The sequence below is a fragment of the Kitasatospora sp. CB02891 genome, from assembly GCF_002803145.1.
Lineage (GTDB): Bacteria > Actinomycetota > Actinomycetes > Streptomycetales > Streptomycetaceae > Kitasatospora > Kitasatospora griseola.
The window spans coordinates 50706-67879 of the sequence record NZ_NNBO01000015.1; the positions used below are offsets into that span (position 1 = coordinate 50706).

Sequence of the window (17174 nt, forward strand, 5' to 3'; positions counted from 1 at the left end):
CGGGCGTCCTGCTCCGATGCCGTCAGGCCGCCTGCGCGGCCTGTTGGCGCTTCTCCCGGCGGTCCGCGAGGAGGAGCGCCAGCGCGGGCAGCAGCGTCACCCCGTACACCCCGAGCAGCCAGCCGAAGGAGTGCGCGAACGCGGCCGGCACCATGCCGTGGTGGCTGCGGGCGGAGTCGGTGAGCACCACCGTGACCACCGCGATGGCCAGCGCACCGCCGATCCGCTGGGTCAGGTTGAGCTGCGAGGAGGCGTCCGGGATGGACTCCTGACGGATCGACTGGAACGCCCGGGTCATGGTCGGCACGATGGTCAGGCCGGTGCCCAGACCGCGGACCACCAGGCTGCCGCAGATCAGCCAGTACGGGGTGGCGCCGGTCAGGCCGGTCATCGGGACGGTCGCGATCATCGTCAGGCTGATGCCGATCAGCACCGTCGCACCGCCGCCGATCTTCCGCAGCAGCACCCGGGACAGCCAGGCGGCGGTCACCACGCCCAGGCCGCCGGTGGACATCAGCAGGCCGGTGGTCACCGCGGACTCGCCGCGGGCGTCCTCGAAGTACAGCGGGATCAGCATCATCGGCGAGTACAGGACGAAGCCCAGGCAGAAGATGTTCACCACCGCGGCCGCGTACACCGGGATGCGGAACAGCCGCAGGTCGAGCAGCGGGTGCTTCGCCTTCAGCTCGCGCACCACGAACACCGTCGTGCCGACCACCGCCAGGCCGAGCGGCACCAGCAGCGCCGCGCTCGCCTCGGCGCCGCGCTCGGCGTACGCGTGGATGGCCAGCACCAGGGAGACGGTGGCGGTCGCCGAGGAGACCAGGCCCAGCAGGTCCAGCGGCTTGGCGCTGCCGGCCGGCGGGGCGTCCTTGCGGACCCAGCGCACGGCGGCGAACAGCAGCACCGCGCAGAACGGGATGTTCACCACGTACACCGCCGACCAGCCGCCCCAGGCGACCAGCAGGCCGCCGATGGTCGGGCCGAGCAGCGGGCTGATCAGCATCACCGAGCCGTTCAGGCCCTGCACCTTGGCCAGGTGCTCGCGCGGCACGCCGCGGGTCAGCAGGATCGTCGAGGCCGGGGTCAGGATGCCGGCCGCCGCGCCGGACAGGCCGCGGGCCGCGATCAGCTGGTCCAGCGACTGGGCGGCGGCGCAGCCCAGCGAACCCAGCGCGAACAGCGCGGCCGCCGCGGCGAACACCCGCTTGGTGCCGAACCGGGTGGACAGCCAGCCGGTCGCGGGCATCGTCGCCGCCAGCGCCAGCAGGTAGGCCGTCACCACCCACTGCACCTGGTTGATGCCGCCGAACCGGGCGGTGGTCTCCTGCATGGAGACGTTGACGATGGTGGTGTCCAGCAGCGCGATGAACCCGCCGGCGATGGCGACGGCCATGGTGATCAGCGCGGCCTTGGACGGACCGCCGTCCTGGGCCGGCGGCGCTTCGGCCGGCTTGTCGGTCGACCTGTCGGCAGCGGACGTCGACGGGGTTTCGGGCTCCGCCACGGCGACCGCGGCGGTCTCCTCGACCACCGCGGCCGGCTCGACGGTCGTCGCGACGGCGGCGGGGGCGGCCTTGGTGGGCTCGGGGGCGGCCTTGGTGGACTTGGGGGCGGTGGGCTTGGCGGCGGCTGCGGGCTTGGCGGCGGGCTTGCGTGCCGGGCCCGGCGTGCGGCGGGCCTTGCCCTTGGCCGCGTTCACCGTGGTGCGGGCGGGCTGCTTGGTGGGCATCTTCGCGGGTCCTTCATCAGCGGGAGGAGGGGTGGCCGGGTCAGTCGACGGCGAGCAGGGCGCGTTCGACCTCGTCCAGGACGGCCTCGGCGGCCGGGCGGGCGTCGGGCCGGTTGCGGCAGGACAGGGTGACTTCGGTACGGCCGCCCAGCTGGCAGGTGCTGAGGAACATCTCGGCGTACGGGACGAGCATCGGCAGCGTGCAGTAGTCGGTGGGACGGAAGTGCGCGGTGCGGAACAGCTCGGTGTCGATCCGGCCGTGGTCGGTGAGGATCGCGGTGCACGGGAAGCGGGCGCCGTCCAGCTCCTGGGCTTCCCGCAGCGAGTTCGCGAACGGGTTGTTGCGCAGGAAGTCCCGGTCCAGGGCGGCGACTTCGCGCTTGCGGAGCATGGCGGCGAGCAGCTGGCTGTGCAGCCGGTTCCAGCGGTCCTCGCGGTGCAGGTCGAGCACCAGCTGGGAAGTCAGGTTGGCGGTGGAGCGCACCTCGCGGTCGTGCCGGCGCAGGTCCACCGGGATGATCAGGCGGCCGGCGTCGGCGGTCAGCAGCCGGGACACCGCCGCGCCGATCCGGGCGGTGGCGGCGGACGGCGTGGCCGCGATCGAGCGGCGCAGCCAGAGCGCCGTTCCGTCGGCGGTCCCCTGTCCGAGGATCGCGGGGCCCCCCTCCACCCGGGCCGGGACGGGGGCGGCCGGGACGGGGGCGGCGGCGGTCCGGAAGTGGGTGTCGTCGACGGTGGAGTCCGCGCCGATCGCGGGCTCGTCGCGCAGTGCGCGGAACAGGTCCTCGATCCAGTACCGCAGGCCGCGGCCGTCGGTGACGATGTGGCTGGCCCGGACCACCAGTCGGGTGGTCACCGGCCCGTTGGCGAGGCCGACCTCGCAGACCGGCCCGGCCACCACGTCCAGGTCGCGGTGGAAGAACGGGTGGTCGAACCCGGCGTCGGCGGGCAGTTCGGTGATCGGCGGGAGCGCGTCCCCGGCCCGCCAGTTGGGGCCCTTGCGGCGGACCGCGAGGCCCGGGTTGGCGGTGGTGGCCTGCCGCACCGCGTCGGCGAGGCGCTCCGGGTCGATCCGGCCCTCGCCCTCGACGACCATCTGGATCAGCTGCGGGGTGCCGGTGGCGTTGGCGTTCAGGTAGCCGCGCTCGATCTGGGAGATCCGCCGGGTGTAGGCCCGGGCCGGCGTGGCAACGGCGGTGGCGGTCATGCGACGAGCTCCAGGGTCGGGGCGGCGAAGTCCTCGGGCCGGGTGGCCACGTCCTCGGGCAGGGTGCCGAGTTCGAACTGCGAGGCGGGTCGGCGGACGGCGGCGGTAGTGGCTGCGGTGGCGGTCGCGGTGGTCGCGATGGCGGTCATGCGACGAGTTCCAGAGTCGGAGCGGCGGGTTCGGGCAGGCAGTCCCACCGGGAGCAGCTGCTCGTCACCACCTCGCGCCGCGCGCGGCCGGGTTCGGCCGACGGCGTCGGGGCGGCACCGGAGTCCGCCTGCGGGCCGACGGGTTCGGCCGAGCAGTCCCACCGCGAGCAGGCGCGGGCGGAGGCGCGCTGCGCGCAGCCCGGACCGGTCTGCGACGCCACACCGAACTCCTCGACCGGAGAACCGAGTTCGGCGGAGCCGTCCAGTACCGGGTGGGCGGTGAGCAGTGCGGCCGCACCGGAGTTCTGCGGCCGGCGGGGTTCGGGCCCGACGGCGGGCCGCTGCTCCGTCCCGGCCTGCCCCGCGCAGCGGGCGGCGGTCATGCGGCGGCCTCCAGGCCGAGTGCCTCGGTGCGGACGGCGGGTGCGGACGGCTGCGGCTGCCACCACCAGCGGACGGCGGCGGGGGCGTCGGTGGCCAGCGCCAGGTGCAGGCCGTGGCCGAGGTCGGCGGAGCGGACCAAGTGGCCGACGTTGGTGGGGCGCCAGCCCGGCCGCCAGTCCGGCAGCCGGACACCCGCGAAGGTCTCCTTGCGCAGGTGCGAGGCCTTGATCAGCGCCTCGCACTCGGCGAAGTCCCGCATGGTGGCGGGCTCGCCGTCCGGGCGGCCGAGCAGCGCGCCCAGCCACTGCATCGCGAACGGCCGGTCCCGGTGGTCCTGGAGGTCCACGCCGACGGTCTGGCCGGACACCAGCGCCACCGTCGAGTACGCGGCGCAGTGCGCCACCGAGGCGGTCAGGCCGAGCTCCGGCACGCTCCACCGCCGGTGCTCGTCGCGGGCCAGCTCGCGGGGGCTCAGCCGGACCCCGTACAGGCTCGCCACCGCTTCGGTGATCAGCCACCGGCCGGCGTCGTTCAGCTGGTGGCCCATCCGGTCGCGCGGCAGGTGCGGGTGCCGGGTGACGAGGCAGTCGATGGCGGCCTCGTCCGCCGGGCCGCCCTGCGGCGCGTCCGCGGCGGGCGCCGGGCGGTTCGGCTGCGCGGGGGCGGACGGGGCCTCCGCCGTCGCCCGCCGGACCGTCGGCCCGGGTGTCGCCCGGTCGGGCCGGCCGTCCGCCGGGGCCTGGGTGGGTGCCGGGGCCTGGGTGGGTGCCGGGCCGCCGCCCGGCACCCGGCCGAAGTCCGGTGCCCCGCCGGGCACCGACTCCGGCGTCCGGAGCCGCTCGGCCGTCGCCGTCGCGGAGGCCGCGGCGAGCACCGGGCCCAACCGGCCGGCCCAGCCGAGCATCACCAGGTCCGTCCCGACCAGGTCGGTCTCCGGGCGCTGCTCCTCCAGCCAGTCCCCGGCGGCCCGCAGCACGCTTCGCACGGCGCCCATCACGGCCTCGCGTCGAACACCGCGGCAGCGTAGGAGCCGCCGTAGGCGAAACTGGACAGCAGCAGGCGTCCGGCGGGGGCGTCGCCGGCCAGGGCGGCGACCAGGCCGAGGGCGCCGGCCGAGCCGTACGTCTCGCCGAGCAGCGCCTTGGGGGTGACCGTGGGGCGGTCGGAGAGGCCGGCCAGGGTCAGGGCGCGGGACTGGGCGACGTCGACCAGGCGGTAGCCGGAGGCGGCGGAGACCACCGTGTCGATCTGCTCGGGCGTGGAGTCGGCCTCGGCGAGGGCGCCGCGCAGGGCGCGGGCCCAGGCTCCGCCGTCGCGACCGATCCGGCCGATGCCGGCCGCCTCGCCGGAGGCTCCGAAGCCCCGGACGTCCGCCAGGACGCTCGCGCCGCGGGCGGCGGCGGAGGCCTCGGACTCCAGCAGGATCGCGGCCGCGCCCTCGGAGAGCACGGTGCCGGTGCCGCCGCCGGGGACCACCCGCGTCGTCGTCGCGTATCCGGGCAGCCGGGCCTGGGTGGCCAGGGCCTGCTCGGGGAACTCGTCGGCGACCACGACCATGATCCGGTCGGCCATGCCGCGGGCGATCACCCGGGCGGCCAGTTGGAGCGCGAGCACCGAGGAGGTGCCGCCGTTGGCGATGGTGGCGGTGTAGCCGCGGTAGCGGTGCAGCATTCCGACGTGTCCGGCGGCGGCGTTGACCACGGTGTTGGCGAACATCGCCGGGTTGGCGCCGGTGATGCCCTGCTCCAGCACGCCCTGGTGGAAGCTCAGGACGGAGGTGACCGGGCCGTAGCCGGTGGCGAACACGATGCCGGTGCCCTCGGCCTCGGCGCGGGACGGCTTGCCGTGCCGCTCGTACAGGTCGCCGACGGCGCCCGCGGCGAGCACGCCCAGCGGGTCCATCCGGCGGGCCTTGCTGGGGTTGAGGCGCTTGGCGACGGCCTTGACGTCGATCCGGCCGATCGGGCGCTCGCCGACGCCGGCGACCTGCTCCAGGTTGTCGAAGCCGACCCGGCCCTCGGCGAGCGCGGCGGTCAGTTCGGCGGTGGAGCCGGCCGAACCGGCCAGGCCCGCGACGCCGGTGACCACGACGTGGTGCACGGGCTGCGTGCGCCGGGCCGAACGGGCGGGCCGGCCGGGCTTGTTGAGCACCACGGTGGCGTTGTTGCCGCCGAACGCGAAGGAGTTGGAGGCGACCACTTCGAGGGGTGCGGGCCGCCCGGCGTTGGGGACGATGTCCAGCCCGAACGGGGAGTCCACGCCGCGGGTGCTGACGGTCGGCGGGATGACGCCCCGGTCGATCGCCATGGTGGAGACGATCGCCTCCACCGCGCCGGCCGCGCCCAGGGTGTGGCCGAGCATCGACTTGGTGGAGCTGGCGGGCGGCACCTCGGCGCCGAACAGCAGCTTCACGGCCTTGGGCTCGGACACGTCGTTGGCGGGGGTGCCGGTGCCGTGCAGGTTGACGTAGTCGACGTCCTCGGGGGCCAGGCCCGCGGTCTGCAGGGCCTGGGCCATCGCGGCGGCCGCGCCCTTGCCGCTCGGGTCGGGGGCGGTCTGGTGGTAGCCGTCGCAGGAGAGGCCGTAGCCGCCGAGTTCGGCGAGCGGGGCGGCGCCGCGTTCGGCGGCCCGCTCGGCGGACTCCAGCACCATGAAGCCGGCGCCCTCGCCGAGGGTGAGCCCGGTGGAGGCAGTCATCGGCGCGCACGGCTCGGGATCGAGCGCGCCGAGGGCGGAGAAGCCGTACGCGGAGAGCTGGGCCAGCGGGTCGACGCCGCCGCAGATGACGTAGTCGACGTCGCCCTTCCAGAGCAGTTCGGCCGCGTAGCCGAGGGCCACGGCGCTGGCCGCGCAGGCGTTGGAGAGCACCACGCGGGGGCCGCGCAGGTCGAACTCGGCGGCGATGAAGTCGCCCACGCACGGGAGTTGGGAGGCGGCGGCCTGTACGGCGTCCAGCACGCCGTCCTTCACCAGGCCGCGGTGCACGCTCTCCAGGGTGGGCATCGCGCCGAGGCTGGAGCCGACCACCACGGCGACCCGGTCGCGGTCCACGGTGTCCAGGTCGAGGCCGGAGTTGCGCAGCGCCTCGCGGATCGCGGTGGCCGCCAGCGCGTAGCAGCGGTCCAGGTCGGCGGGCTGCTCGGCGGTGACCATGCCGGCCCAGTCGGTGAGCAGCTCGGCGGTGTCGAACAGGGTGTTGGTGCGGATGCCGGAGACGCCCTGGGAGATCGAGGCCCAGCTCTTCTCCACGTCATCGCCGGCGCCGGTGATCAGCCCGAGGCCCGTGAGGGCGATGCGTTCGGTGGTCTTGGTCATCAGTGGATCCGGGTGGTGAGCGAGCGGGCGATGACGCGGGGCTGGGTGACCGTGCGGACCGGGGTGTCGGCGCCGTCCCGGTCGGCCGCGGAGAGCTCCAGGCCGGGGACCCAGAACGGGGCGTCCAGCTTGGCGACGATCAGTTCCTCGTCGGCGTTCGCGGACGGGGCCTGCCAGATGACGGTGCCGATCTGCTGCCCGCCGGCGGTGACGGGGGTGCCGACGGCGAAGGCGGCGCCGGCCGGGGCGGCCAGGGCGGTGATCTTCGCGTTCTCGGCGGTGGGCTTGACCAGCTCCTCGGAGCCGAGGAACTCGCCGACCCGGTTCCAGTCGACCATCCAGGCCAGGTCGGCCTCGTGGACCGGCAGGCCGGCGAAGCCCGCGGCGTAGACCGCCATGCCGGCCTCGGCCTGGACCCGGGCCAGGCCCTCGGCGCCGACCTCGGCGCCGCCCTGGGCGAGCACCGCCTCGACGGCGGCGGCGTGGCCGGCCTCGGGGGCGTTGGACAGCAGCAGGTAGCCGTACTCGCCGGTGGTGCCGACCCGGGCCAGGTGGGCGAGCGCGGCCGGCTCGCCGGGGACGGCGGACTCGGTGACGCCGTGCAGGGTCAGGCCGGAGATGTCGAACTCGACGAACGCGGCGGCCGCGGCCCAGGCGTTCGGGCCCTCGAACGCGGTGGCGCCCCAGCCCTCGGGGGCGACCTCGACGGTGACGTCGGCGGGGGCGTCCAGCGCCTCCAGGTAGCCGGTCAGGGCGTCGACGGAGACGGGGGTGCGGGGCAGCAGCCAGGAGTCGTCGCCGATCTCGAAGTGCAGCAGGATCGCGAACGGCGAGCCGTCCTGGTTCAGCGCCAGCGCCTCGCGGACGGTGTCCGGCTCGACGTACTCGCTGGACTTGGCGAGGAACAGGTCGAGGAACTCGTAGCGGTCGCCGCCGGAGATCCGGACCAGCGGGGCGGTGATCGGGTAGACGCCGATGGCGGTGCGGACGGTGGTGTAGTCGTCCTGCGCGGTGCGCACGGCAACGGTGGTGGTCATGGCTCTGGTGGTCCTTTCGAGGATGTTTCGACGGGGTGTCAGATCGCGGGTGCGGGGTGGACGGACAGCTGCCAGGCGGCCTCGGCGCCGGCCGTCGCGCAGCCGATCAGCAGTCCGGAGGAGGTGGTGCGCAGGACGATCTCCGGTGCGCCGCTCCCGCTGCCGGCGGGGGCGAGGTGCAGCCAGTGGCCGCTGGTGAGGCGGATCGCCGCGGCGGACGCCCAGACCTGGCGGAAGGCGGTGGCGTCGAGCTCGTGGCGCTTTCCGGCGGAGTGCAGCACCACGGCGGTGTCGGCCGGGGTGTCCGGGGTGAGCCAGAGCACCGTCTCCTCGTCCGCGCCGGGGGCGTGGACGTCGATCCGGACCGGCTCGGCGGCCTGCTCGGGGGCGGTGGCCTCCCAGCTGATCCGCTCCTGCGGGGCGGCCAGTCCGAGCGGGTGCTTCTGCTCCCACTCGCGGGTGGTCGGCACGCCCCAGCCGAGACCGGTGGCGAGACTGTGCCGGTGGTGCTCCAGGGTGACCCAGGCGCCGGCGCTCCACCGCGGGTTGTTGCCGAAGGCGCGGGTGCGGGGGGCGGGGCTGCGCAGCACCTTCTTGCCGCCCTCGGTCCAGGAGGTGATCCCGCCGGCGTTCGCCTTGACGATCAACTTCCGTTCGCCGGTGGCGAGTTGCGGTTCAGCGGTGGTGCGGGGGGTGTCGTGGTCGGCGCCGGTGCGGAGTTCGGTGCGCAGCCGGGCGGTGCCGTCGGCGTCGGGCTCCAGGTGGCGTTCGACCAGGGTGGTGTGGATCAGCCGGACCGGGCGGCCGGCCGGGAGGGTGATCCGGGTGGCGCCGTCGGTCCAGGCGAGGGTGGAGCCGGCCGGGGCGGTCTGCGCGGCGGCGACCACCTCGGAGGTGTCCCGGACGCCGATGCCGGTGCCGATCAGGTGCTGGACGGCGGTGGTGTCGGGGCCGGTCAGGGTGAAGTCGCCCTGGCGGAGTCCGACGGTCTGGAAGATCCGGCCGGGCCGGGTGGTGTACGTGAACTGCTGCTCCAGCACGCCCCGGTGGAGCGTGAGGGTGCCGGTGACCTGGTTGCCGCCGGTGGTCTCGCGGACCTGGACGCCGTGTTCGACGGGGTGGATCTCCAGTTCGCGGGCCTGGCCTTCGCGCCAGCCGGCCGAGCGGTCGGCCTCGGCGCTGGGCCAGGTGGAGACGAACACCGGCCCGTGGTGGCCCTCGGCGTGCACGGTGAGGGTGCCTTCGGCGGTGTCCAGCTCGGCGGTGAGGCCGCTGTCGCCGAAGCGGTGCGGCTCGGCGGCCTGCCGGCTCCGGACCTCGTAGGGCGGTTCGGCGATCTTCAGCGGCCGGGTGGCGCCGTCGGGGGTGGTGAGCGCCGCGTCCAGCATCAGGCCGCGGTCCACGTCGATGGTGGCGGTGAGCTTGAACTCGCCGAGGGCCAGAGCGTAGGCGACGGTGCGGATTCCGTCCACCACCCGTACGTCGGAACGGAGTTCGTCGTCCCGGCCGCCGGCGACGTTGCCGAAGCTGCTGAGCTGGCCGAGCGCCGCCAGCGCCTCGGGGTCGAGGTCGTGGAAGACGCTGCGCAGGATCAGCGGGATGTAGTTGTGCAGCTCGACGTTGCCGTCCTCGCCGGGGACGGTCTCGCCGACCGACACGCAGCCGACCCGCCGGTACAGCTTGAAGGCGACGGTGTTGGCCGGGTTGACGGTCAGTCGGAGCACCAGGCAGCCGCAGCGCATCATCCATTCGACGGCTTCGGTGAAGAGCCGTCCGGTGATGACGCCGTTGCGGTAGGCCGGGGCGACGAAGAACATGTCGGCGATGAGCTCGCCGGCCCGGGCGGAGCGGCGTCCGGTGCTGTGGAACAGCCCGAAGGTGCCCACCACCCGGTCGTCGTCGACGGCGATCAGGAATGTCGCGGTGTCGCGTTCGGCGAGTTCGCGTTCCAGTTCCTCGCCGGTGATTCCGCCCGCCACCGGGTTGGGGTTGTCGCGGTGACGGTTGTAGAGCTCGGCGATGTCATGCGCGTCGCCCTCCTGGTACGGGCGGATCGTGATGGACATTCCACACCTCCTTGTCTGCTCTGGTCCGAGGGGCGACGGGGGTCAGCCCTTGCGTTCGGTGGTGACGATCAGCGAGCCGGCGGCGGCGAGTTCGGTGCCGACGGAGGCCCGGACGGAGACGGAGCGCAGGCCGCCGAGCTTCTGGCCGAGCTTGGCCTCCAGGGTGAGCTGGTCGCCGGGGACGACCAGCCGGGAGAACTTCATCGAGCTGATCGAGCCGAGGTAGCCGACGCTCGACGACGGGTCGCCCTCGGCCGGAGCGGGAGCCTCCAGCAGCTCGGCGACGTAGACCACGGCGACCAGCTGGGCCATCGCCTCGACGATCATCACGCCGGGCATGATCGAGTGGTCGGGGTAGTGGCCGGCGAAGAACGGCTCGTTCACCGAGACGCTCTTGATGCCGCGTCCGGAGACGCCGGGGACCACGTCGTACGCGCGGTCGATCATCAGCATCGGCCAGCGGTGCGGGAGCATCCGCTTGATGTCGTCGGAGGAGTAGGCGAAGGTCTTCGGCTTCTCCTTGACGGCCACCTTGGTGGGTGCGACGGCAGTGGCCACGGTCAGACCTCGCGGGCTTCGATGAAGTCGACCAGGGCGTTGATGGAGCCGAAGGCCTCGAAGTCGTCGTCGCTGATCAGCACGTCGTACTCGTTGTTGATCATGACGACGATCTCCAGGGTGTCCAGCGAGTCCATCTCCAGGCCCCGGCCGAACAGCGGCTGGTTGTCGGAGACGACCTCGGCCTCGGCGTCCAGGCCCAGGCGGTCGATGATCATCGACTTGATCTTGAGGTTCTTCTCCAGGCGCTGCTCGGCCTGGGTCCGGACGTCCTCGAAGGTGGCGGTGGACATGATGTGCCTTTCCGTTGTCGGTAATTGATGGAACGTCAGTTCGATGTGAGGGGGGTCAGCTGTAGAGCATCCCGCCGTCGACGGTGAGCACCTTGGCGGTGATGTACGAGGCCGCCGGGCTGGCCAGGAAGACCGCCGCCTGCGCGACCTCCTCCGGGGTGCCCATCCGGCCCAGCGGGATCGCCGCCGCGGCCTCCTTCAGCTGGGCGCGGGGCACCTTCTTCACCATGTCGGTGTCGATGAAGCCCGGGGCCACCACGTTGACCCGGATGCCCTTGGCGGCGCCCTCGTAGGCCAGGGTCTTCGCCATCGCGATCACCCCGCCCTTGGAGGCGGCGTAGTTGGCCTGGCCGACCCGGCCGGCGATGCCCGAGGTGGAGGCGATGAAGACGATCGACCCGCCGCTCGCGTACATCTGCTTGGTGGCCTCACGGGCCGTCAGGAAGGCGCCCGTCAGGTTGGTGGAGATCACCTCCTGCCACTTGGCGGCGCTCATCGCCGCGAAGTGGCCGTCGGCGGTGATGCCGGAGTTGAGGACCGCGACGTCCACGCCGCCCCAGGCGGTGCGGATCTCCTTGTACATCGCGGCGACCTGCGCCTCGTCGGACACGTCGGCCTGCACCGGCAGCGCCTTGCGGCCGAGGCCCTCGATCTTCTCCGCCAGCTGCTCGGCCTTGCCGGCGCTGGAGCGGTAGTTGAGCGCGACGTCGCAGCCGTGCTCGGCCAGGTGCAGCGCGATCGCCGCGCCGATGCCCCGGGAGGCCCCGGTGACGACGGCCCTGGTGCCTTCGGTGAACAGCTGACTCATGCCGCGCTCCCGGCGAGGTTGGAGGTGACCTTGTGGCTGCCCGGGTCGAAGCCCTCGACCTCGGTGCCGAGCCCGTGCTTCTCGGCGTGGTTCAGCACCGCCTCGGCGACCGCCAGGTCCAGCACGCCCAGTCCGAACGGGGCGAACACCACGGTGCGGGCGGCGGGCAGTTCGGCGGTGCCGTCGAGCAGCGCGCCGATCTCGGCGGTGACGAAGCGGCGGTGGCCGGCCTGCTGCTCGGCCTTGTGCAGCGAGGTCTGCTCGCGGATCGCGTGGTCCGCGTCGTCGGTGACGTTGACCGCGCCCAGCACCGAGGCCACCGACAGGTCGCGCAGCGACAGGTGCAGGACGACCTGCCCGTACGGGCGGTTCGGGTGGTCCGCCAGGTCCAGCCAGTACGAGGAGTCGGTGGTGGCGATCGAGACCGTGTCGGCGGACAGCGCCTGACCGAGCGTCGCCGCCTTGAACTCGACGCCCGGGTACTCGGCGGCCAGCTCCGCGGCGAACACCTTGGCCCGCTCCGGGAAGGCGTCCTGCAGCAGCACGGTCCGCAGGTCCTCGTGCACCTGGGTGAGGAAGTGCACCACCTGGCTGTTGATGGTGCCGCAGCCGACCAGGCCGATCGTGCGGACCTCGCGTCCGGCGTTCAGCAGCCCCGAGGCGAGCGCCGCGCCGGCCGCGGTGCGGACCGCGGAGATCTGGCTGCCCTCCATCAGGGCGAGCGGGTAGCCGGACTCCAGGTCGTTCAGGATGCACAGCGAACTGGCGCGCTGCATGCCCCGGTTGACGTTCTCCGGGAAGGACGAGATCCACTTCAGGCCCATCACCGGGGCCGGTCCGCCGAGGTAGGCGGGCAGCGCGATGATCCGCGAGTCGGAGCGGTGCAGCGGGCGCAGGAAGGTCGAGAACGGGAGGTCGGACTTGCCCTGGCTGTGCAGCACGTAGGCGTTGCGGACCAGGTCGATCACGGTGGAGTCGAGGTCCGCGAGCGCGGTCCGGACGTCCTCCCGGCCGAGGATCCTCATGGCTGGGTCCCTTCTTGGTCGGTCTGCGGCAGGTACTGCCGGAGGTAGGACTCCACCCACTGGTCGTCGTAGATGGTGTCGAGGTAGCGGTCGCCGCCGTCCGGGAGCACGGCGACGCAGGTGGCGCCCGGCTCGATCCAGTCGGCGGACTGCTGCAGGGCGGCGATCACCGCGCCGGACGAGCCGCCGGCCAGGACGGACTCCTCGGCCAGCAGGCGGCGGCAGCCCCGGATGCACTCCGAGTCGGTCACCTTGACCACCCGGTCGGCGAAGCCCGGCCGCAGCAGGGCGGGGACGACCGCGGCGCCGTGGCCGGGGATGGTCCGCCGGTGCGTGGACTCCCACGGCTCCGGCGGGCCGAAGATCACACTGCCCACGGCGTCCACCGCGACCACCCGGGTGGGCAGCCCCTGGTCCTGGATGAACTCGGCGCAGCCGCGCAGGGTGCCGGTGGTGCCGGCCGCCAGGAACAGGTAGTCGGGGGCCTCGGGGAGGGCCTCCACGATCTCCCGCATGGTGGTGTGGTGGGCGCGCGAGTTGTCCTCGTTGGCGTACTGGTTGGGCCACCAGGCGTCGGGGACGGTGGCCAGCAGGTGCTTGACCCGGCCGATCCGGGCCGGCAGGAACTCGCCGGTGGCGGGGTCGCGGTGCTCGACCACCTCCACCCGGGCGCCGTAGGCCCGCATGATGGCGAGGTTCTGCGGGGTGGTGCGCGGGTCGACCACGATGATCAGGCCGAGCCGGTAGAAGTTGCAGAGCTGGGCGAGCGCGATGCCCAGGTTGCCGGAGGAGGACTCCACCACGGTGGACACCCCGGGCACGATCCGGCCGGTGGCGATGGCCTGTTCGACCATCGACTTGGCGGCCCGGTCCTTGATGGAGCCGCCGGGGTTGAACCGCTCGCACTTGGCGTACACCTGGAAGCGGTTCGGCGGGAAGAGTCGGTCCAGCGCCACCAGCGGCGTGCCGCCGATCGTGGCGACGATGTCGGGGTCCGACGGACGGTGCGGGCGGACCCGCAGCCCGGCGCCGTCGGGGACGAGCACGGTCATTCCGGCACCTTTCGGCTGATCTGGAGCCGAAGCTCACTGACGTACTGCTCGCCGTCCGCGTCGGGCAGCCAGGACTCCTCGGGGGCCGGCAGCGGTTCGCTGACGGTCACCCTGGCGTCGGGGTCCGACTGCACCGCCCGGCGGACGAGGTTGGCGAAGGAGAGCACCAGCGTCGGGCTGGTGAAGTCGACCAGGGACGGCTTCGTCTCCTCGGGGAACTTGACGAAGGCCCGGTCGGGCAGCGCGTTGTCGGTGACCCAGCGGCGCACCGCCAGGTAGTCGCGGCTCCGGTCGGCCTTCGGCGCGAGGGCCACGCCGGTGGCGGGCAGCCGCCAGGTCTCCCGGAACAGCACCAGGTCGTCGAGGGTGACCCGGGGGGCGTGCGGCCGGTCCAGGCCGATCTTGAACGCGTCGCAGGCGATGATCGAGATCAGCACCGCGAGCAGTTCGGAGAGCGTCCGGGTACGGCCGTCGGAGGTGGTCGCGGTGAGCGTGCCGTCGTGCTCGGCGAGGGTGATCGCGACGGCGGGTTCGATCCGCTCCCGCTGGTCGAACGGGGCGCGGGTGAAGCCGATCAGCCGGTCGCCCGCGCCGATCGGGGCGGGCACCATGCGGCCGCTGTTGCGCTTCCAGCCGACCGGCAGCAGCGGCACCAGCCGCTCGCCGCCGATCGCCCGGTTGACCTTGTCGCGCAGCGAGCCGGCGTCGGCCGTCCAGTCCAGGAACGGCAGGTCGAGGGTGGCCAGGCAGGCGTGCAACTCGCCGAGCACGACCAGGTGTTGGCCGTTGTTGACGGCGTCCGCCGAGCGAGCCACGATCTGCAGGTCGGGGCTGTGCACCGCGAGGTGCGGGGAGCGCACCGGGCCGGTGGCGAACACCTCCCGGGTCTTCGCGGCGATCTTCTCGACGCTCAGGTCGATCCGGGTGGCGCCCTCGGGCACCTCGCCGATGACCTCGCGCCACTTCAGCGCCAGCTCCCGGACGGCCTGCTGCACGGGGTGGTTGTGCTCGCCCCAGAACAGCGCCAGGGTCTGCGGCCAGACGTCGGCCAGGGTGACGGCGACGCCGGGGCGCTGCCGCTCGGCGGCCTTGCGGACCAGCGCGACCACCTCGGCCTCGACCAGTTCGGCGAGCCGGTTGCCGAACCAGTCGGCGGCGTCGGCGACCAGGGCGAGCGGGCGGGCGATGCCGTCCAGGAAGTCCCGGCCGAGCTCCATCCGGCAGTCCCGCAGGGTGTCCTGGTAGACCAGGGTGCGGCCGGCGTACGCCTTGCCCTCCTCGCGGGAGGCGGCCTGGCCGGTGGTCTCCACGAAGTACGCGTCCAGCGCGTCCAGCGCCTCGACCAGCTGCTCGGCGCTCCCGGCCCGGTCGATCTCGCCCTTGTGGCGGGCGAGTTCGGCGAGCACCGCGTCGTAGCGGACGAACAGTTCGGGGTCGCCGATCGCCGAGACGCGGCGGCGCAGCACCTCCTCGGCGCGCACGTCGACCGGGATGTTGGCGTCCCAGCCGAGCACCCGCTGCCGCAGCAGCCGGTTCAGCACCTTGTCGACGGCACCGCGGGCGGTGGCGGCGTCCCAGCCGTGGTCGGCGACCAGCAGGTCGGTGATCTGCTCGGCGTTGCGGTCGCCGTCGGCGAGCCGCAGCACCTGGCCGTCCTCGGGGCGCAGCCGGACGGTCTTGCGGTTGGCCAGCACCAGCTGCTCGCCGTCCAGGTGGACGTCGGGGCGCAGCATCGGCGGGAACCACCAGCGGGCGCCGGGCTGTTCGGCCATCCAGTCGGCGATCGCGGCGACCGTCCAGCGTTCCAGCGAGGTGCGGGCGGCGGCGACCAGGGCGGGACCGTGGTCGATGCCGATGGCCTGCTGGGTGCGACCGACGCCGATCCAGGCGCCGGGGCCGAAGAAGCCGATGGTCTCGGCCTTGGCGCAGTAGCGCAGCCAGTACATGGCGAGGGTGCGTTCGCGCTGGCGGCGCTTGGTCTCCTTGCCGCCGGGGGCGGCGAGCGAGTCGAGGATGCGGAAGACGGTGCGGTTCTGCCAGGCGATGGCCAGGCGGAGCTCGGGGTCGGTGGCGAGGGCGGCGAGCCGGGCGGCCTCGGTGTCGACGTCGGCCCGGTAGGCGGTGTCGAACTCCTCGGCGGTGCCGTCGCCGGCGGCGAGCCGGGCGGCGGCGGCCGGGGCGAGGGCGCCGCCGATCAGGTCGAGGCCGGAGACCGGGAAGCCGGCGTTGCGGAGCAGTCCGACGCCCCAGACCTGCCAGTCGGAGCCGGCCAGCGGGTGGAGCGGGGCGAAGTCCGCCCAGTCCACGGCGCGGGCGGCTTCGACGGCGGGGGCGGTCATCCCGACACCTCCGCCAACTCGCGTGCCCCGGCCGAGGTTTCGGTCAGTGCGGCGGCGAGCCGGGCGATGCCTTCGGTGATCTTCTTGCGCGGCACGTTGCTGAAGCACAGCCGGATGCCGTCGTTGTGCTCGCCGTCGACGGAGAAGTGGCCGCCGGGGACGAAGGAGACGCCGTGCGCGGCGGCGGCCTGCGCGTAGCGGGTGGCGTCGGCGCCGTCGCGGTGGCGCAGCCAGAGGTAGAAGCCGCCGTCGGGGCGCTGCCAGGTCCACGGGCTGTCGGCGCCGAGCTCGGCGTCCAGCGCGTCGGCCATCAGGGTGCAGCGTTCGCGGTAGCTGTCCCGGTAGCGGTCGATCAGCTCGGTCCAGCCGTTGCGGGAGTAGTAGGCGGCCAGCGTGCCCTGGGCGAGCGCGGACGGCGAGAGCGAGATGATCTCGGCGACCCGGGCGAGGTCGAAGCGCAGGTGCTCGGGGGCGGCGATCCAGCCGGAGCGCAGGCCGGGGGCGAAGATCTTGGAGAAGGTGCCGAGGTAGACCACCTGCTGGGGGTCGAGGGCCTGGAACAGCGTGGTGGTGGCGCCGTCGAAGCCGAGCAGGCCGTACGGGTTGTCCTCGATCAGCAGCAGGTCGAGTTCGCGGCAGGCGGTGAGGATCTCGGCGCGGCGCGGGACGGAGAGGGTGGCGCCGGTCGGGTTCTGGAAGGTCGGGTTGACGTACAGCAGTCGGACGGCGCGGCCGGCTTCTCTCAACTCGCGTACGGTGGTGCGCAGTTGCTGCGGGTCGAGGCCCTGGGGGTCCTCGGGGGCCGCGTGCAGTTCGAGGCCGGCGGTGCGGAAGGCGGCGGTGGCGCCGGGGTAGGCGGGGGTCTGCACCAGGATGGTGTCGCCGGGGGTGCCGAGGGCGAGGGCGACGGCGGTGAGGCCCATCTGGGAGCCGCTGGTCGGGATCAGGTTGTCGGCGCTCGCGTGGCCGTCCTCACGGGCCATCAGGTCGGCGACGGCGGGCACGAGGGCCTTGGCGACGTGCGGGGTGGTGTACTGCAGGGCGAGCTTGCCGCCGAGGCGGACGAGTCGGGCGAGCTGCTGGGAGATGTCCCCCAGCGGGAGCACGTCCAGGTCGGGCAGTCCGCCCGCCAGGGATATGACGTCCCCGCCCCGCTCGAACAGCCGGGGCATTTCGGCCGCGGGTCTGGTGTCGGTCCACATGGCTGGC

15 protein-coding genes are annotated in these 17174 nt (G+C 73.6%); all 15 read right to left on the reverse strand.

Annotation, left to right across the window (positions count from 1 at the left end):
- Positions 1 to 22: 22 nt before the first annotated feature.
- The 15 genes from CG736_RS28055 to CG736_RS28120 are packed head-to-tail and all read right to left on the reverse strand — an operon-like array spanning position 23 to position 17167.
- A complete protein-coding gene (locus CG736_RS28055) occupies positions 23 to 1732 on the reverse strand; it encodes a DHA2 family efflux MFS transporter permease subunit (RefSeq protein WP_100588954.1) in 1710 nt (569 codons plus the stop codon).
- A gap of 40 nt (positions 1733 to 1772) precedes the next feature.
- The gene (locus tag CG736_RS28060; protein WP_100588955.1) at positions 1773 to 2939 is read right to left on the reverse strand and encodes a hypothetical protein; all 1167 of its coding nucleotides are present in this window, start codon (positions 2937 to 2939) and stop codon (positions 1773 to 1775) included.
- Positions 2936 to 3088 (reverse strand): hypothetical protein, encoded by a 153-nt coding sequence (locus tag CG736_RS36570; RefSeq protein WP_157815765.1) that lies wholly within the window; start codon positions 3086 to 3088, stop codon positions 2936 to 2938. The genes CG736_RS28060 and CG736_RS36570 overlap by 4 nt, the downstream gene beginning before the upstream one ends.
- Positions 3085 to 3471: a hypothetical protein gene (locus CG736_RS28065; protein WP_100588956.1), complete on the reverse strand. Its 387-nt coding sequence runs from the start codon at positions 3469 to 3471 to the stop codon at positions 3085 to 3087. The genes CG736_RS36570 and CG736_RS28065 overlap by 4 nt, the downstream gene beginning before the upstream one ends.
- Positions 3468 to 4466 (reverse strand): hypothetical protein, encoded by a 999-nt coding sequence (locus CG736_RS37215; protein ID WP_198520636.1) that lies wholly within the window; start codon positions 4464 to 4466, stop codon positions 3468 to 3470. The genes CG736_RS28065 and CG736_RS37215 overlap by 4 nt, the downstream gene beginning before the upstream one ends.
- Entirely contained in the window at positions 4466 to 6787 is a 2322-nt protein-coding gene (locus CG736_RS28075) for a beta-ketoacyl-[acyl-carrier-protein] synthase family protein (protein WP_100588957.1), read from the reverse strand. The genes CG736_RS37215 and CG736_RS28075 overlap by 1 nt, the downstream gene beginning before the upstream one ends.
- Positions 6787 to 7824 (reverse strand): aminomethyltransferase family protein, encoded by a 1038-nt coding sequence (locus CG736_RS28080; protein ID WP_100588958.1) that lies wholly within the window; start codon positions 7822 to 7824, stop codon positions 6787 to 6789. The genes CG736_RS28075 and CG736_RS28080 overlap by 1 nt, the downstream gene beginning before the upstream one ends.
- Positions 7825 to 7862: 38 nt before the next feature.
- Positions 7863 to 9890 carry a GNAT family N-acetyltransferase gene (locus tag CG736_RS28085; protein ID WP_100588959.1) on the reverse strand — a complete coding sequence of 676 codons (2028 nt, stop codon included), beginning with the start codon at positions 9888 to 9890 and terminating at the stop codon, positions 7863 to 7865.
- Between the two features lie 42 nt (positions 9891 to 9932).
- Positions 9933 to 10448 (reverse strand): 3-hydroxyacyl-ACP dehydratase FabZ, encoded by a 516-nt coding sequence (gene fabZ, locus CG736_RS28090; RefSeq protein ID WP_232734235.1) that lies wholly within the window; start codon positions 10446 to 10448, stop codon positions 9933 to 9935.
- A 2-nt stretch (positions 10449 to 10450) separates the two neighbouring features.
- Positions 10451 to 10741 (reverse strand): acyl carrier protein, encoded by a 291-nt coding sequence (locus tag CG736_RS28095; protein ID WP_035864774.1) that lies wholly within the window; start codon positions 10739 to 10741, stop codon positions 10451 to 10453.
- A gap of 55 nt (positions 10742 to 10796) precedes the next feature.
- Positions 10797 to 11549, reverse strand: coding sequence for a 3-oxoacyl-ACP reductase FabG (fabG, locus tag CG736_RS28100; RefSeq protein ID WP_100588960.1), 753 nt, complete (start codon positions 11547 to 11549; stop codon positions 10797 to 10799).
- Positions 11546 to 12574: a 2,3-diaminopropionate biosynthesis protein SbnB gene (gene sbnB / locus CG736_RS28105; RefSeq protein ID WP_100588961.1), complete on the reverse strand. Its 1029-nt coding sequence runs from the start codon at positions 12572 to 12574 to the stop codon at positions 11546 to 11548. The genes fabG and sbnB overlap by 4 nt, the downstream gene beginning before the upstream one ends.
- Positions 12571 to 13626, reverse strand: coding sequence for a 2,3-diaminopropionate biosynthesis protein SbnA (gene sbnA, locus CG736_RS28110; protein ID WP_100588962.1), 1056 nt, complete (start codon positions 13624 to 13626; stop codon positions 12571 to 12573). The genes sbnB and sbnA overlap by 4 nt, the downstream gene beginning before the upstream one ends.
- Entirely contained in the window at positions 13623 to 15965 is a 2343-nt protein-coding gene (locus tag CG736_RS28115) for a lantibiotic dehydratase (protein WP_100588963.1), read from the reverse strand. Before CG736_RS28115 ends, sbnA begins: the two co-directional genes overlap by 4 nt.
- Complete coding sequence (locus CG736_RS28120) at positions 15962 to 17167, reverse strand: PLP-dependent aminotransferase family protein (RefSeq protein ID WP_100588964.1); 1206 nt, start codon at positions 17165 to 17167, stop codon at positions 15962 to 15964. The genes CG736_RS28115 and CG736_RS28120 overlap by 4 nt, the downstream gene beginning before the upstream one ends.
- Between the last annotated feature and the right edge of the window lie 7 nt (positions 17168 to 17174).

Coding starts and splice junctions, on each gene's coding strand:
- CG736_RS36570 (WP_157815765.1), bottom strand. CDS start 3,088: ATGACCGCCATCGCGACCACCGCGACCGCCACCGCAGCCACTACCGCC.
- sbnA (WP_100588962.1), bottom strand. CDS start 13,626: ATGACCGTGCTCGTCCCCGACGGCGCCGGGCTGCGGGTCCGCCCGCAC.
- CG736_RS28080 (WP_100588958.1), bottom strand. CDS start 7,824: ATGACCACCACCGTTGCCGTGCGCACCGCGCAGGACGACTACACCACC.
- sbnB (WP_100588961.1), bottom strand. CDS start 12,574: ATGAGGATCCTCGGCCGGGAGGACGTCCGGACCGCGCTCGCGGACCTC.
- fabG (WP_100588960.1), bottom strand. CDS start 11,549: ATGAGTCAGCTGTTCACCGAAGGCACCAGGGCCGTCGTCACCGGGGCC.
- CG736_RS28060 (WP_100588955.1), bottom strand. CDS start 2,939: ATGACCGCCACCGCCGTTGCCACGCCGGCCCGGGCCTACACCCGGCGG.
- CG736_RS37215 (WP_198520636.1), bottom strand. CDS start 4,466: ATGGGCGCCGTGCGAAGCGTGCTGCGGGCCGCCGGGGACTGGCTGGAG.
- CG736_RS28055 (WP_100588954.1), bottom strand. CDS start 1,732: ATGCCCACCAAGCAGCCCGCCCGCACCACGGTGAACGCGGCCAAGGGC.
- CG736_RS28095 (WP_035864774.1), bottom strand. CDS start 10,741: ATGTCCACCGCCACCTTCGAGGACGTCCGGACCCAGGCCGAGCAGCGC.
- CG736_RS28085 (WP_100588959.1), bottom strand. CDS start 9,890: ATGTCCATCACGATCCGCCCGTACCAGGAGGGCGACGCGCATGACATC.
- CG736_RS28065 (WP_100588956.1), bottom strand. CDS start 3,471: ATGACCGCCGCCCGCTGCGCGGGGCAGGCCGGGACGGAGCAGCGGCCC.
- CG736_RS28120 (WP_100588964.1), bottom strand. CDS start 17,167: ATGTGGACCGACACCAGACCCGCGGCCGAAATGCCCCGGCTGTTCGAG.
- CG736_RS28115 (WP_100588963.1), bottom strand. CDS start 15,965: ATGACCGCCCCCGCCGTCGAAGCCGCCCGCGCCGTGGACTGGGCGGAC.
- CG736_RS28075 (WP_100588957.1), bottom strand. CDS start 6,787: ATGACCAAGACCACCGAACGCATCGCCCTCACGGGCCTCGGGCTGATC.